This is a genomic window from Sulfitobacter sp. G5_S2_6_S6, assembly GCF_054968505.1.
In genome coordinates this window covers 313,615-326,944 of the sequence record NZ_JBQKUI010000002.1, presented here as the reverse complement: position 1 = coordinate 326,944, position 13,330 = coordinate 313,615, and the positions used below count along the sequence as shown (strand labels likewise).

The 13,330-nt window shown below is 61.5% G+C and carries 10 protein-coding genes; 5 read left to right on the top strand and 5 right to left on the bottom strand.

Going from position 1 to position 13,330, the window contains the following annotated elements; genetic code table 11:
- Positions 1–3 precede the first annotated feature (3 nt).
- The 3 genes from ACTRWK_RS05590 to ACTRWK_RS05580 all read left to right on the top strand — a co-directional run bounded on the left by ACTRWK_RS05590 (position 4) and on the right by ACTRWK_RS05580 (position 2,953).
- Positions 4–1,515 carry a heme biosynthesis protein HemY gene (locus ACTRWK_RS05590; protein ID WP_340237237.1) on the top strand — a complete coding sequence of 504 codons (1,512 nt, stop codon included), beginning with the start codon at positions 4–6 and terminating at the stop codon, positions 1,513–1,515.
- A gap of 159 nt (positions 1,516–1,674) precedes the next feature.
- On the top strand, positions 1,675–2,379 hold the full coding sequence (locus ACTRWK_RS05585; protein ID WP_462843817.1) for a fumarylacetoacetate hydrolase family protein: 705 nt from the start codon (positions 1,675–1,677) through the stop codon (positions 2,377–2,379).
- 91 nt (positions 2,380–2,470) lie between these two features.
- Positions 2,471–2,953 carry a c-type cytochrome gene (locus ACTRWK_RS05580; RefSeq protein WP_289082197.1) on the top strand — a complete coding sequence of 161 codons (483 nt, stop codon included), beginning with the start codon at positions 2,471–2,473 and terminating at the stop codon, positions 2,951–2,953.
- A gap of 62 nt (positions 2,954–3,015) precedes the next feature.
- Here the strand turns inward: ACTRWK_RS05580 and ACTRWK_RS05575 are convergent, their stop codons facing one another.
- From ACTRWK_RS05575 to ACTRWK_RS05560, 4 genes are all read right to left on the bottom strand, one after another.
- Complete coding sequence (locus ACTRWK_RS05575; protein WP_289084195.1) at positions 3,016–4,011, bottom strand: P1 family peptidase; 996 nt, start codon at positions 4,009–4,011, stop codon at positions 3,016–3,018.
- A 67-nt stretch (positions 4,012–4,078) separates the two neighbouring features.
- Entirely contained in the window at positions 4,079–5,665 is a 1,587-nt protein-coding gene (locus ACTRWK_RS05570; protein WP_289081389.1) for an ABC transporter ATP-binding protein, read from the bottom strand.
- Complete coding sequence (locus ACTRWK_RS05565) at positions 5,662–6,477, bottom strand: ABC transporter permease (protein WP_037942493.1); 816 nt, start codon at positions 6,475–6,477, stop codon at positions 5,662–5,664. Before ACTRWK_RS05565 ends, ACTRWK_RS05570 begins: the two co-directional genes overlap by 4 nt.
- Positions 6,474–7,421, bottom strand: a complete 948-nt coding sequence (locus ACTRWK_RS05560; RefSeq protein WP_289081388.1) for an ABC transporter permease — start codon at positions 7,419–7,421, stop codon at positions 6,474–6,476. Before ACTRWK_RS05560 ends, ACTRWK_RS05565 begins: the two co-directional genes overlap by 4 nt.
- A gap of 172 nt (positions 7,422–7,593) precedes the next feature.
- On the opposite strand from ACTRWK_RS05560, the gene ACTRWK_RS05555 reads away from it, so the two are divergent.
- Positions 7,594–8,037: a hypothetical protein gene (locus ACTRWK_RS05555; protein WP_037942494.1), complete on the top strand. Its 444-nt coding sequence runs from the start codon at positions 7,594–7,596 to the stop codon at positions 8,035–8,037.
- Between the two features lie 98 nt (positions 8,038–8,135).
- Here the strand turns inward: ACTRWK_RS05555 and ACTRWK_RS05550 are convergent, their stop codons facing one another.
- Complete coding sequence (locus ACTRWK_RS05550; RefSeq protein WP_289081387.1) at positions 8,136–11,405, bottom strand: Hint domain-containing protein; 3,270 nt, start codon at positions 11,403–11,405, stop codon at positions 8,136–8,138.
- A gap of 570 nt (positions 11,406–11,975) precedes the next feature.
- On the opposite strand from ACTRWK_RS05550, the gene ACTRWK_RS05545 reads away from it, so the two are divergent.
- On the top strand, positions 11,976–13,292 hold the full coding sequence (locus ACTRWK_RS05545; RefSeq protein WP_289081386.1) for an HlyD family type I secretion periplasmic adaptor subunit: 1,317 nt from the start codon (positions 11,976–11,978) through the stop codon (positions 13,290–13,292).
- Positions 13,293–13,330: the final 38 nt, after the last annotated feature.

Below are 13,330 nucleotides of genomic sequence, written 5' to 3'. Positions count from 1 at the left end.
TTTATGCTTTGGTCACTGATTAAGATCGTTGTGTTCGTTGCGGTGATTGCCGCCATCACCTGGGGCGCATCGTTCTTGCTGGAAAGCTCCGGCGGGTTGCAGGTCACCGTGATGGGCACCGAATACAGCTTTGGCCCGCTGCAATCCGTGATCGCCGTGGTCCTGCTGGTTGTCGCGGTCTGGATCATGCTCAAGATCTTTGCGCTGCTGGTTGCGGTCTGGCATTTCCTGAACGGCGACGAAACCGCGCTGTCGCGCTATTTCGACCGCAACCGCGAGCGCAAGGGCTACGAGGCGCTCTCCGAAGGGCTTATGGCGCTGGCCAGCGGCGAAGGGCGTCTGGCGATGGCCAAGGCCGCAAAGGCGGATAAATACCTTGAACGTCCCGACCTGACCAATCTGCTGATCGCGCAGGCTGCGGAAATGGCGGGCGACCGTCGCAAGGCAGAAGAGACCTATCGCAAACTGGTCACCAACGAACGCACCCGTTTTGTCGGTGTGCGCGGGATCATGAAACAGAAGCTGGCCGAAGGCGACACGGAAACCGCGCTGAAGCTGGCCGAGAAAGCCTTTGCCATCAAACCGAAACACGCCGAAACCGGCGATGTGCTGCTGAAACTGCAGGCCGAGAAAGAAGATTGGGCCGGTGCGCGCCAAACGCTGAACACCAAGCTCAAGAACGGCCAGATGCCGCGCGATGTGCATAAACGTCGCGATGCCGTGCTCGCCCTGTCCGAGGCGAAAGACGTCATTGCCGAAGGCAACAGCATCGAAGCCCGCGAGGCCGCGATCGAGGCGAACCGCCTGTCCCCCGATCTGATCCCCGCAGCCGTGATGGCGGCGCATGGTTATATCGATCAGGGCAAACCGAAATATGCGGCCCGCGTGCTGAAAAAAGCGTGGGACGTGCAGCCGCACCCCGATCTGGCCGGTGCCTTCGCCGCGATCCAGCCGGACGAGACCCCGAAAGAGCGCCTCAAGCGGTTTACCACGCTGACCCGCGTGCAGCCCGACCACCCCGAGACCAAGATGCTGCTGGCAGAGCTGAACATCGCCGCCGAAGACTTCCCGCAAGCGCGCCGGTCCTTGGGGGATCTGGTCGAAACCGACCCTACAGCGCGTTCGGTCACCTTGATGGCGGCCATCGAACGGGGCGAGGGGGCCTCTGATACCATCGTCAAAGGCTGGCTGGCACGGGCGCTGACCGTATCGCGCGGCCCTCAGTGGATCTGTGACAACTGCCAACATATCCATGCGAGCTGGAAGCCGATCTGCGAAAACTGCCACAGCTTCGATACGCTGGCGTGGAAAACCCCGCCCCTGTCCGAAGTCGCCATGCCCGGCGGTGTGCAGATGCTGCCGCTGATCGTCGGCGCGCTAGAGGATAACTCGGGCGCGGATGCCAAGCCGCCTGTCGCCACCCGCGCCGATATCGAGGATGCAGAGCTGATCGACGACACCCCCGCAGGCGCCGTCGATCCGGTTGAAAAACCAGCGACCCAACCCGAGAAATAGCGCGGGGCCCAAAGGTGAACGAAAACAAAGGCCGGCACGTATTGTGTCGGCCTTTTGCGTTGCAGCTTATGTCTAACCTGCCTTTTGGTGTCTTATCGGATGACGGGGCCGCCGCAGGGGCGTATGTCTGTGACACGACTATTGCAAAGGATATGCCCCATGCCCGCTGATGATTTTGTATTCCCCCCCGCGCCGCAGGCCAGTCTGGCTGTGCAGGGCACCGACGCCCGTTTTCCCATGCGCCGCATCTTCTGCGTGGGTCGCAACTACGAGGCGCACGCCCGCGAGATGGGCAAAGATCCGACGCGTGAGGCTCCGTTCTTTTTCACCAAACCCGCCGATGCGGCGCTGGATACGCCCTGCACGATCCCCTATCCGCCCCAGACAGAGGATCTGCACCACGAGATCGAGCTGGTGATCGCCATCGGCAAAGGCGGGCGCAACATCGCGGAAGCTGACGTGATGGATCACGTCTGGGGGGCTTCGGTCGGGATCGATCTGACCCGCCGTGACCTGCAGGCAGAGGCGAAGAAAGCCGGTCGGCCATGGGATTGGGGCAAGGCCTTTGACAACTCCGCCCCGATTGCCGCGCTGAAACCTATCGCCGATGTCCCGTCTGTGGAACAGGGGCGCATCTGGCTTGCCGTGAACGGTGAGGTGCGGCAGGACGCCGATCTGGCCGATCTGATCTGGTCAGTGCGTGAACATGTGGCGATCTTGTCGCAATCTATGGCGCTGGCCTCGGGGGATATCATCATGACGGGCACACCAGCCGGTGTCGCGGCCCTTGTGGAAGGGGATGTCGTGACCGGCGGCGTTGACGGGATCGCGACGCTTGAGGTGACAATAGGCCCCCGCGCCTGAGCCCCAGCATCGCCCCGCGACAAAAGCGCCCGTTGAAATCACGGGGGCGCCCCCTAGGTTATAGGATGATTTATACATATGGGAAATCGCAATGAAACATCTCTATAGCGCTCTACTGGCCACCGTGATCGCGGTTCCGGCCCTGGCAGACAGCCATAGCATGGGTGACGCAGACGCCGGCGAAAAGCAGTTCGGCAAATGCAAAGCCTGCCACATGATCGTGGACGACGCTGGCGAAACCTTCCAGCGGGGCGGCAAAGTCGGTCCGAACCTTTACGGGATCATCGGCAAGCAGGCCGGCACCGTCGAAGACTATCGCTATGGCGATGATCTGGTCGCCGCCGGTGAAGCCGGTCTGGTCTGGGACGAAGCCAATATGGCCGAATACCTGCAGAACCCCACCGATTTCCTGCGCACCACACTGGATGACAAGAAAGCCCGTTCGAAAATGTCGTTCAGAATGCGTAAAGGCGGCGAAGATGTTGCGGCCTATCTCGCGACGTTCTCTCCCGAAACCGAGGCCGCAGCAGACGCGCCCATGGCTGACGATGCAGAGGCCGAGAAAACCGAATAAGCGGCTCTAACCCGCCTGATTGGCCCGCGTTTCCAGATGGGAGCGCGGGCTTTTTTATGCCTTTAGCCGTTCAGATCAGACCAGCAGGGCAGCAGATCGCCCGCCGCCGGCGTCGCGTGATAGGCCGCCCGCGCAATAGCCCGCGCCAGACACAGTGACGCGGCATGGCCGATCAGCGGCAGAATGCTTTCGGCAACCTCATGCGCGCCGGTGCTCAGGCCAAAGACCAGATCACCGTCATAGGGGGTGTGCGCAGGCACAGTGGCCCGCCCGATCCCGTCATGGGCCGCAACGGACATCCGCTGGCATTGCGCCTTTGTCAGGGTCGCATTCGTCGCGACAATCGCGATCGTCGTATTTTCGCGCGGGGACATCGACGCCATCTTGCGGCTTTCCATCGTCATCCCCAGCCCCGTCGCCGGGTCCGGGCCCATGCCGCCGAACTCTGCATCCACCTCGAAGGGGGCGGCGTAGAAGTGACGGTCACCCGGCGTGGTGACGGCCCCCACCGGATTGGCCGCGACCAATGCGCCGACCATTGTTCCATCCGGCAGTTGCAGTGACGCGGACCCCAGCCCGCCTTTCACCATCGCGCTCAGCGCGCCGGTGCCCGCGCCGATGGTGCCAAGCGTGAAATCTTCAGCCGCGGCGTCATAGGCGGCACGGCCCAAGGCGCGGTAGGGGTTCTCTGCCCAGGTCTTGTCACCGCCGTTCAGCAGGTCAAACAGGATCGCCCCCGGCACCAGCGGGATTGTGGCATCGCCCAGCCGAAACCCGCGCCCCGCCGCGCGCAGCCCGTCCACCACGCCCGAGCAGGCATCCAGCCCATAGGCCGACCCGCCCGACAGCACCAGCGCATCCACCGCGACGACCGATTTGTCGGGGGCGAGCAAATCCGTCTCGCGCGTGCCGGGAGCACCGCCCATCACATGGACAGAGGCGGTAAAGGGGTCATCCGCCAGCAGCACCGTCGTGCCGGATTTCAGCGCATCGTCCTGCGCGTTTCCCACCCGAAGGCCGGGCACATCGGTGATCAGGTTTCTGGGTCCGGGTTTCATAGGGCAGGGCCTTTTGTTGGTGCGGGACGCTCCGCGGGGAGTTTATTTGGCAAAATGAAGCAGGGCATCACAGATCCGGCAAACGGGGCGCGGCGGCGAGGAGTTTTTGCGTGTAAGGGTGTTGCGGGCGATCAAAGACGTCGGCGGTGGCACCTTGTTCAACGATCTGCCCCGATTTCATGACCAGCACCCGGTCCGTGACTGTGCGCACCACCGACAGATCGTGGGAGATAAAGAGATATGTCAGGTCATAGGCGCTGCAAAGCGCGGCCAGAAGATCAAGGATCTGCGCCCGAACCGAGACGTCGAGCGCGCTCACCGCCTCGTCAAAGAGGATGAGGTCGGGGCGGATGATCAGGGCGCGGGCGATGGCAATGCGCTGGCGCTGCCCGCCCGAAAATTCGTGGATGTATTTGGTCGCATCGTCCGGCGACAGCCCCACGGCGGTCAGCGCATCGGCGATGGCATCGCTGCGGGCGCGGCCCTTGGGCGGGTCGGGCAGCAGGTGGAACGGTTCGGTGATCAGCCGGTCCACGCGGTGGCGCGGGTTGAAGCTGCCGAAGGGGTCCTGGAACACCACCTGCATTTTGCGCCGCACGGCAAGATCGGGTTTGCTGCCGCTATAGACTGCGGTGCCGTCCAGCGTGATGCTGCCCGATTGCACCGGTTCCAGCCCCAAAAGCGCCCGTGTCAGGGTCGATTTCCCGCAGCCGCTTTCACCGACGAGGCCCAGGCGTTCGCCCCGTTGCAGGGTGAAGGACACGTTATCGACAGCGCGGAAACGCCCCGGTTTGCCGAAGAGCGTCTTGCGTGGCAGGGCGTAATCGCGGCTCACGTTTTCCACCTTCAGCAGAGGTTGCGGAGGCGGGGCGGCAGGCAGGGCGACCGCATGGGTCGAGGCGGCAAACAGCATCCGCGTATAGGGGTGGCGCATGGTGTGCAGCAGGGCCTGTGTGTGCCCCTGTTCGACGATCTCTCCCTTGCGCATGACGATGATGCGGTCAGCCATATCGGCGACCACCGCCAGATCATGGGTGATCATCAGCAGCCCCATCCCGTCATCCCGCGCCAGCGATTTCAGCAGATCAAGGATCTGCGCCTGGGTCGTGACATCCAGCGCGGTGGTCGGTTCATCGGCGATCAGCAAGCGCGGCCGCAGCGCGATCGCCATCGCGATCACCACCCGTTGGCGTTGACCGCCTGACAGCTCGTGCGGGTAGCGGGACAGGGGAAAGCGGTCATTTGGCAGGCCGACCCGCTCAAGCGTCTCGGCGGCTTGGCGGGCTGCGGCGTGACGTGACACGGTTTTGTCGTGGATACGGATGGTTTCCGCCACTTGATGGCCGATGGTTTGCACCGGGTTCAGTGCCGTCATCGGTTCCTGAAACACCATGCCGATGTCATTGCCGCGGATCGCGCAAAGCTCGGATTCAGGCAGGGCCAGCAGGTCTTGATCCCCCAGCATGATATGACCGCGCGCCTGCGTCCCCTTGGGCAGCAGCTGCATCGCCGCTAGCGCGGTCATGGATTTGCCCGACCCGCTTTCGCCGGTGACGGCCACGATCTCTCCGGCGTCGACAGAGAGGGTCACGCCCTGCAGGATATTGAACCGGTGGATCGCCACCGACAGGTTGGTGATGCTAAGCAAGCTCATATCCGGCGCACCCGCAACCGTGGGTCCAGCGCATCGCGCAGCCCGTCGCCCATCAGGTTCAGCCCCAGCACCGTCAGAATGATCGCGAACCCCGGCACCAGCGCCATATGCGGTGCGATGCTGACCATGGTCTGCGCATCTGCCAGCATCCGCCCCCAGGACGGCGTCGGCGGCTGCGCGCCCAGCCCGACATAGGACAGCCCTGCCTCGGCCAGAATGCCGAGGCTGAACTGGATCGTCCCCTGCACGATCAACAGATTGGTCACATTGGGCAGAATATGTTCGACCGAGATCCGCGCCGCCGATTTACCCGCGACCCGCGCGGCGAGGATGAACTCGCGCTCCCACAGGCTGAGCGCGGCACCGCGCGTGATGCGCGCAAAGACGGGAATGTTGAAGATGCCGATGGCGATGATCGCGTTCACCGCGCTGGCCCCGAAGATCGCTGTGATCAGGATTGCGATCACCAGTGAGGGGAAGGCAAAGACCAGATCGTTGCCGCGCATGATGATCTCGTCCACCAGCGACCCGCGTTTGGCCGCCGCCCACAGACCAAGCGGCACGCCAAGGCCCATGCCGATACCCACCGCCACCAGCGCCACGGCGATAGAGGTGCGCGCGCCGACCATGATCATGCTCAGGATATCGCGGCCAAAGTGATCGGTGCCCAGCAGATGCGCACCGCCGACCCCTTGCAGCTTGTTCGGGATATCCATCGCCGTATGGGAAAACGGCGTCCAGACAAAGGATACAAGCGCGGACAGCAGAAAGACCGAGGTCAGCAGCGCGCCAAGGATCAGGTTCCGGTTCATGCGCGCGCCCTCAGACGCGGGTCAACCGCCGCATAGGCCAGATCCACAAGGAAGTTCACCACAATGACCGAAAAGACCAGCAGCATGACCACGGATTCCACCACGATCAGATCCCGCGCCGAAATGGATTGAAACACCAGCCGTCCAAGCCCCGGCAGATAGAACACCTGTTCGATGATGATCGACCCCGCCAGCAGGAACGAAAATTGCAGCCCGATGATCGTCAGCACAGGGATCAGCGCATTGCGTAACCCGTGCCGCCACAGCGCTTGTCTTTCGGTCAGCCCTTTGGCGCGGGCGCTGCGCATATAGTCTTCGCCCAAGACATCCAGCAGCGCAGACCGCATGACCCGCGCCAGAATGGCCGCCTGGGGCAGGGCTAGCGCAATGGCGGGCAAGGTCAGGGCGTGCAGCCCCGTCAGCACGCCTTGATCCCAGCCGACAAAACCGCCGGCGGCGAACCAGCGCAGATTGATGGCGAATATCAGCACAAGGATCATCGCGAACCAGAAATTGGGCACCGCGACCCCCAGTTGTGTGGCCCCCATGACCCCCATATCACCGGCTTTGCCACGCCGCGCCGCCGCATAGATACCCGCGGGAAAGGCGATCAACGTGGACAGCCCTAGCGCGTACAGCGCCAGAGGCAGGGACACCCAAAGCCGCGCGGCGATCATCTCGGACACGGGGGTGCGGTAGGTATAGGAGGTGCCGAAATCCCCCTGCAGCAGCCCGCCGACCCAAGCCAGATAGCGCGCCGGTTTCGATGCATCGAGCCCAAGTTCACTGCGCAATGCAGCAAGCGTTTCAGGCTGCGCATTCATCCCCAGCATGAAAGAGGCCGGGTCACCGGGGGCAACTTCGATAACGGTAAAGATCACCAGCGACGCAACAGCCAGGCTGATACAGAGCGAAAGCAAACGTTTGAGCGTGTACTGGATCATGCGGCCGAAGGTAGGCGCGCAAATCAACAGCGTCCAGCGCAGAAAAACCTTTTTAAGGCGAGCGGGTTACCCGTCGCTCTCTTTTTGGTGAAGCGATTAGTTTTGTGACATGGGAACCAATTCGCGCTGCCCGGGGTTGGGTATGCAGAAACGAGAAATTAGGAGCTTAACAATGACCAATACATTTAAAACACTCGCCATCGCCGCCCTTATGGGTACCGTATCCGCACCAGCATTTGCTGCCGCACATGCCAGCCCTTCGATGACATGCGCCGAATTTAACGAGCTGTCGAAAGACGACCAAATGATGGTGGCTTCCGCTGCGATCGCAGAGATTGACGACGGTGCGAACGGTGGTTCCATCGGTGGTAGCGAGCGTGACGAAGACACAACAACTACAGTAACAGCTGCCGAAGCGACCGACGACGAATCCGAAACAGACTCGATCGTTGACGAAAACTCGGCCAACGCACCAACCGGTGGTAACACTGCTGAATCCAACATGACAGCAGAGCCAATGGACGAAGCCGCGATGGAACAGTTCATGGTTGTATGTAACCAGAACCTTGACGCCACCGTAGGTGAGGCCGCTGCTGGTCTGCCAGGCGACAAATAAGACTTAACCCTTCAGGGTTTTGCGGGCGGGTGCAGAAATGCGCCCGCCTTTTTTGTGCGATACAGCCTACGATACAGTGACTAAACCGCGCTTTAGGGTCAGGCGCGGGCCTCTGCCGTTGTCACTGTGTTACGGGTCCGAATGGCCTTGCTCGCCTGTTGCCGGGCCAGATCAGCGCTTGCTTGCAGGATCGGGCGCGAGGGGGCCTTACCCTTGCCGCGCGCAGGCAAGCCGTGCTGGTTCAACACCTGTTTCTTTTTCAGGAACACGCGTGCTGTGGGGCCATAGACCTTGGCGACTTCTTCGCGGTTGACGCGCCCTGTGCCCAAGGCGGGCAGTACCTTGGAGAATGCCGCGCGATGCGGTTTGCTCATCTGCGTCAGCGCCATCGGGCCGGGGTAGAAGCTTTCCGACGGGACGTTCTCGGCAAAGATCACCTGATGGTCGTCGAACATCAGGTGAACGTAGGTGACCGATTTCTTGCCCTTGGCGATGCGCACGCCTTTGGCCGCGTCGGCAAGATGTTTGGCGCGGGCAAAGCTGTCGCCGCTCTGGCCGACCAAAACACCATGTTGCTGCGAGACCAAAAGATCCCGTTCGGCACCGAAAGTGCCACGTTTGATCAGCACGGGATGCAGATGTGATCCCTTTTGCATTTGTCCGGCATCGTAAGACCGCGTGTTGATCCAGCGTATTTTCTGCGGGCCGTTGTCCATTGTGGTGACAAGATCGCCGACACGCAGGTCTTCGACCAAGACATCCCCGCGCGGCGTGCGGATGGCGGTGCCTTTGCCAAAGCAGACAACGCCGGTGTTGTCATAGGTAAAGTGCTGCGCCTGCACGCCGATGAACTTGAGCGACCCATCCTCGAACTTGGAATTATAGGTGTAATCCGTGGTCTCGAAGTTGGACTGATCCAGAATGCCATTGTCTTCATAGTCAGCGCGCAGATCGAAAATCTTGTCGTAATAGCCGCTTAGATCAATGAAGTCATTATTGGTGGTGTCGTCGTCATCCAGCGGGCCGGTATTGCCCGCGTTGAAATCGGTGATCGTGTCGTGACCGCCGGAGTAGACGAATACGTCATCGCCGTCGCCGCCTGTCAGCTGGTCGTCGCCCTGACCGCCGTCCAGCGTATCATTGCCGTCGCCCCCGATCAGGGTATCGCGGCCAGCGTCGCCATGCAGATTGTCATTGCCACCGCCGCCGTCGATTGAATCATCGCCGTCGCCGCCGGACAAGCTGTTGTCCTGTGTCCCGCGCGCGGTGATGGTGTTGTCTTTGCTGTCGCCCTTGACCGACGCGGCAGAGTTCTCAAGCGCGACGTTTTCAAAGTTCAGCAGATCGCCACGGTCGTTTCCTGCGTGGTCCAGCCGGCTGGCGGCAAGATCGACGGTGTGGTCCGCCCCCAGCCCGCTGCCCGCAACATAGGTATCGATGCCATCGCCCGCATCGATGACGGAGTTCGCGTCGTCCGCTGTGGTGCCCGCCTCGCGGATGATCCGGTCGTCGCCCGTCCCGGCGTCGATGTCATAGGCACCATCACCAACCTTGATCGTGTCATCGCCTGCTCCGGTATCAACCGCGACACCGCCAATGCTGGCATCCACATAATCCGATGAATTGGTCAGAACCAGCTTTTCAATCTCGGTGAAGGAAACGCTGTTGGGCCCTTCGGTCGCGGTGCCCGACTCTGCGCCGGTATAGGTGACAGAGACACCGTTGCTCAGCGCGTCGAAGGTGACGACATCATAGTCCTTGCCGCCTTCGCCACCGGCGATTTTATCGGTGCCGAAATCATCTTCCATGACAAACAGATCGGCGTCATCCCCGCCCGACATGGCATCATTGCCGGTGCCGCCCGCGATGGTATCGTGGCCCGTGCCACCCTCGATCCGGTCGTCACCGCTGCCGCCGGACAGGCTGTCATTGTCCGCCCCACCGGAAAGGCTATCATTCCCGCCGTCGCCATAGATCGTATCGTTGCCAGCCCCACCGTCCAGCGTATCATTGCCCGCATCTGTCGCGCTGATGGTCGACATCTTGAGGTCGCCAACACGGATCGCGTGGCCGGTATCATCGGGGTCGTGGTTGTTATACTCGATCTCGATCCGCGAAACGGGGCCCGCGATGTCGACCTGCAGGAAACCCGTCTTGGCATTGGTCGTGCCGCGCCCCGCATCCGTGCTGATGGCACGGCCGGTTTCGTCGTTCACGTCCAGCGTATCGCTATTGCCCGCCGTCAGATTGACAGGGATAAGATTGCCGTCGGCGTCATAGGCCCGCACGATGACTTCATCCACGAAGCCATAGGCCTGATCGATGTCGAAAATACCGAAGGTGACATTGCTCACCTCGTCCGACACGCCGCTGTCCAGCGACGAGAAGTCGATGCTCATCTTCGCGGTATTCGGGTCCGACCCCGCCGCACCGCCAAGGATACGGATCGACGAACTGTCGCTTAGTTCGTTGTAGTCATACAGCGGGTCGTTCCGCTCCATCGTGGCAGAGCGGAAGTTCTCCCCCTGATCCACGGACATCGTGACCTGGATATTGCCGGACGAGGTGACCCCGGTGATGCCCCCCGTGACGCTAACGCCGTCCTCGATATTCTGGTTGGCCCAGGAAAACGTGGTTTCTTCGGTGGTGTCGGCGTCGCCGTGGAGGCGGTCGTCGCCGTCATTGCCTGCGATATAGTCATTTCCCGCGCCGCCCAAAATCGTGTCATCGCCCGACCCGGCCGAGATTTTGTCGTTGCCCGCGCCCAGCTTTACCGCGTTGCCGCTGTTGTCCACCTCGTCCGCTTGCGCGTCCGTCGATCCCACACGCATGGAATCATCACCCGACGTCCCATCAACGGTGCCATCCGGCGCAACATAGTCGGCATCGACGCGGCTGGCGTACATCATCGACTCGTTTGATGAGACAGTGTTGAACGTGATGGAGTCGATGGGCCCCGCCTCAAGCGCGGATTGGTAATCGGAGGAGCTGGCAGCCGGCGCAAGAAACAGGTCGCCGTTGGTGGATTGGAAGACAATCGCCGTCACGGTCGCCTGGGAACCGTCGGCGTAGGTCAGCGTCGCGGCATAGGACGCGATGGCATCAAAGTTCTGGCTGTTGCCATCGTCGATGCGGAAGGTGTCAGACCCGTTTTCCCCACTGTTATCAGTAGAGTATGTGCCGCGTGCAGTATTTCCATACCCCCGCGCCCCCGGAGAGAAGGATTTGATGTTGTTGTAAAGCGGGCTGTTGGCACCCCCAAAGGTTTCCCCCTCCAGCGAGCGTGCGTTTTCGCTGATCTGGTTTCCCTCGGTCGTATCGATACGACCGACATTCCCAAGGTAGAAAACGTTAAATCTGGTTGCCATTGTTACAGCCCTCAACATCTTTGAACCGGTGGCAGGCCTGTGGCCCGCGTCCTGTGTATTGTTGTGGGTACGGGGACAATGTGGCGTCACTTTGACCGGAAACAAAAACAATGTGGCCATGTTTCTATGCTTTTGATCGAAACAATACACAGTCTGGTAAGGATAGACGCCAAGCGCACAGCGCGGAAACGCGGGGGCAGGGCGTATGCGCTGCGATGTGATCAAATGGTCTAAAATGCCGGGTATTTAGAGATGTGACCGAAGTGCACGGTAAAAGCGGCGTGAACTTGCAGCGGCCATAGGGCGGGCTTGCGGAAGGTTGACCGCAGAGGTTTTGACCTAGTCGACTGAAAATAAAGGAGTTTATCTGTCTTTCCCCCCTCGGGGCTGACCTCTGTCTTGGTTTAAACCCATCGGGCAACAGGGCACCCCTGACCCCGTGCGGCGCCGCCATGCAGACTCCGCGCCTCAATTCCGCCGCATGAATGCCGCCGCAGCGCCTCAAGTCTCTGTCGAAGGTGAATGCACCCCCAGCATCCCCGCCGGGTCCATCAACCAAAGGAGCTTTCCGTGTCACATCATGCCCCCCCTGAGCCCAAGACCGGCCTTTGGCACATTACCGGTGCCGCGATGGCCGCGATGTTCTGCTTGTTTGCGCTGCTTGGGGGATGGGCCGCGACAACACAGATTTCGGGGGCGGTGATTGCGACGGGGCAGATCGATGTGGCGGGCAAGCCCAAGGTGATCCAGACGGTGGATGGCGGCGTGTTGGCAGAATTGCCGGTCCAGAACGGGGATATCGTCAAGGCGGGGCAAGTCTTGGCGCGGTTTGATGCCACGATCTTGCAGATTGACCTGCGCATGGTGCGCGCCCGTCTGGCCGAGGCAGCGGGCCTGCGCGCCCGTCTGGAGGCAGAGCGCGACGAAAGCCCCGCCCCCCGTTTCGACGCCATTGATCTGCCACCAAAAATCGGCGCGCTGGATATGACGCAAGCGCAGGCAGGGCAGGCCGCGATATTCGAGGCGCGGGCCCAGATGCGCGCGGGAATGCGCGCCCGCATGGCCAGTGATCTTGCCGATGTCGAAACCCAGGCCACGGGCCTTAACGGTCAAATCTCTGCGCTGGAACAACAACTGGCCATCCTCACGACAGAGCTGCGCAGCCTCACGCGCTTGGTTGAAAAGGGGCTGGCCCCGCAGGTCCGTTTGTCGCAACTACAGTCCACGCGGGCCGGTTTGCGCGGTGACCTTGCCGCGCGGCGGGCGGATCTGGCGCGGTTGATCCACCAACGTTGGACGCTCAAGCTGGAAAGCCTGCAAGCCGATCGCCGGTTTCAGGAACAGGTCGCGCTGCAACTGCGCGAGGTCACTGCCGAAGTTCAGGAACTGACCCTATCGATCCTCACCCGCCAAGCGCAGCTTGACCGTATTGCCATTCGGGCTCCCGTCGATGGGATGGTGCATGAACTGCGCGCCACGACCGTTGGCGCGGTTGTCGGGGCGGGTGCGACCTTGATGGATATCGTGCCGCAGCAGTCAAAGTTCGAATTCGAGGTGCAGGTCGATCCGCGCTCGATCAATCTGGTACGCTATGATCAGCCCGCCACCCTCGTGCTCACCGCCTTTGACCCGCATACGACCCCGCAACTGACCGGCAGCGTTTACAGCATCTCTCCGCAAGTGGTGGTGGACCCGCGCAATGGCGACAGCTTTTACCGGGTCATTCTGGATATCCCCCGTACCGAGCTGGACCGTCTGCCAGCCTCCGTCCGTTTGGTCCCCGGTATGCCGATCGAGGCGTTTTTGAAGACCAAAGACAGGACCGTGTTGAGTTATCTGGCAGAGCCTATCAGCAGCCAGCTGCGCCGGGGGTTCCGCGGCTCCTGAGACCTCGACGTTAGCGAAATCTTTACCATCTTCCCGTC

What these genes read in the sequence shown, in the direction of transcription:
- ACTRWK_RS05565 (WP_037942493.1), bottom strand. Translation starts at nt 6,477, where the DNA reads ATGAACCGGAACCTGATCCTTGGCGCGCTGCTGACCTCGGTCTTTCTG.
- ACTRWK_RS05590 (WP_340237237.1), top strand. Translation starts at nt 4, where the DNA reads ATGCTTTGGTCACTGATTAAGATCGTTGTGTTCGTTGCGGTGATTGCC.
- ACTRWK_RS05555 (WP_037942494.1), top strand. Translation starts at nt 7,594, where the DNA reads ATGACCAATACATTTAAAACACTCGCCATCGCCGCCCTTATGGGTACC.
- ACTRWK_RS05580 (WP_289082197.1), top strand. Translation starts at nt 2,471, where the DNA reads ATGAAACATCTCTATAGCGCTCTACTGGCCACCGTGATCGCGGTTCCG.
- ACTRWK_RS05570 (WP_289081389.1), bottom strand. Translation starts at nt 5,665, where the DNA reads ATGAGCTTGCTTAGCATCACCAACCTGTCGGTGGCGATCCACCGGTTC.
- ACTRWK_RS05575 (WP_289084195.1), bottom strand. Translation starts at nt 4,011, where the DNA reads ATGAAACCCGGACCCAGAAACCTGATCACCGATGTGCCCGGCCTTCGG.
- ACTRWK_RS05585 (WP_462843817.1), top strand. Translation starts at nt 1,675, where the DNA reads ATGCCCGCTGATGATTTTGTATTCCCCCCCGCGCCGCAGGCCAGTCTG.
- ACTRWK_RS05560 (WP_289081388.1), bottom strand. Translation starts at nt 7,421, where the DNA reads ATGATCCAGTACACGCTCAAACGTTTGCTTTCGCTCTGTATCAGCCTG.
- ACTRWK_RS05550 (WP_289081387.1), bottom strand. Translation starts at nt 11,405, where the DNA reads ATGGCAACCAGATTTAACGTTTTCTACCTTGGGAATGTCGGTCGTATC.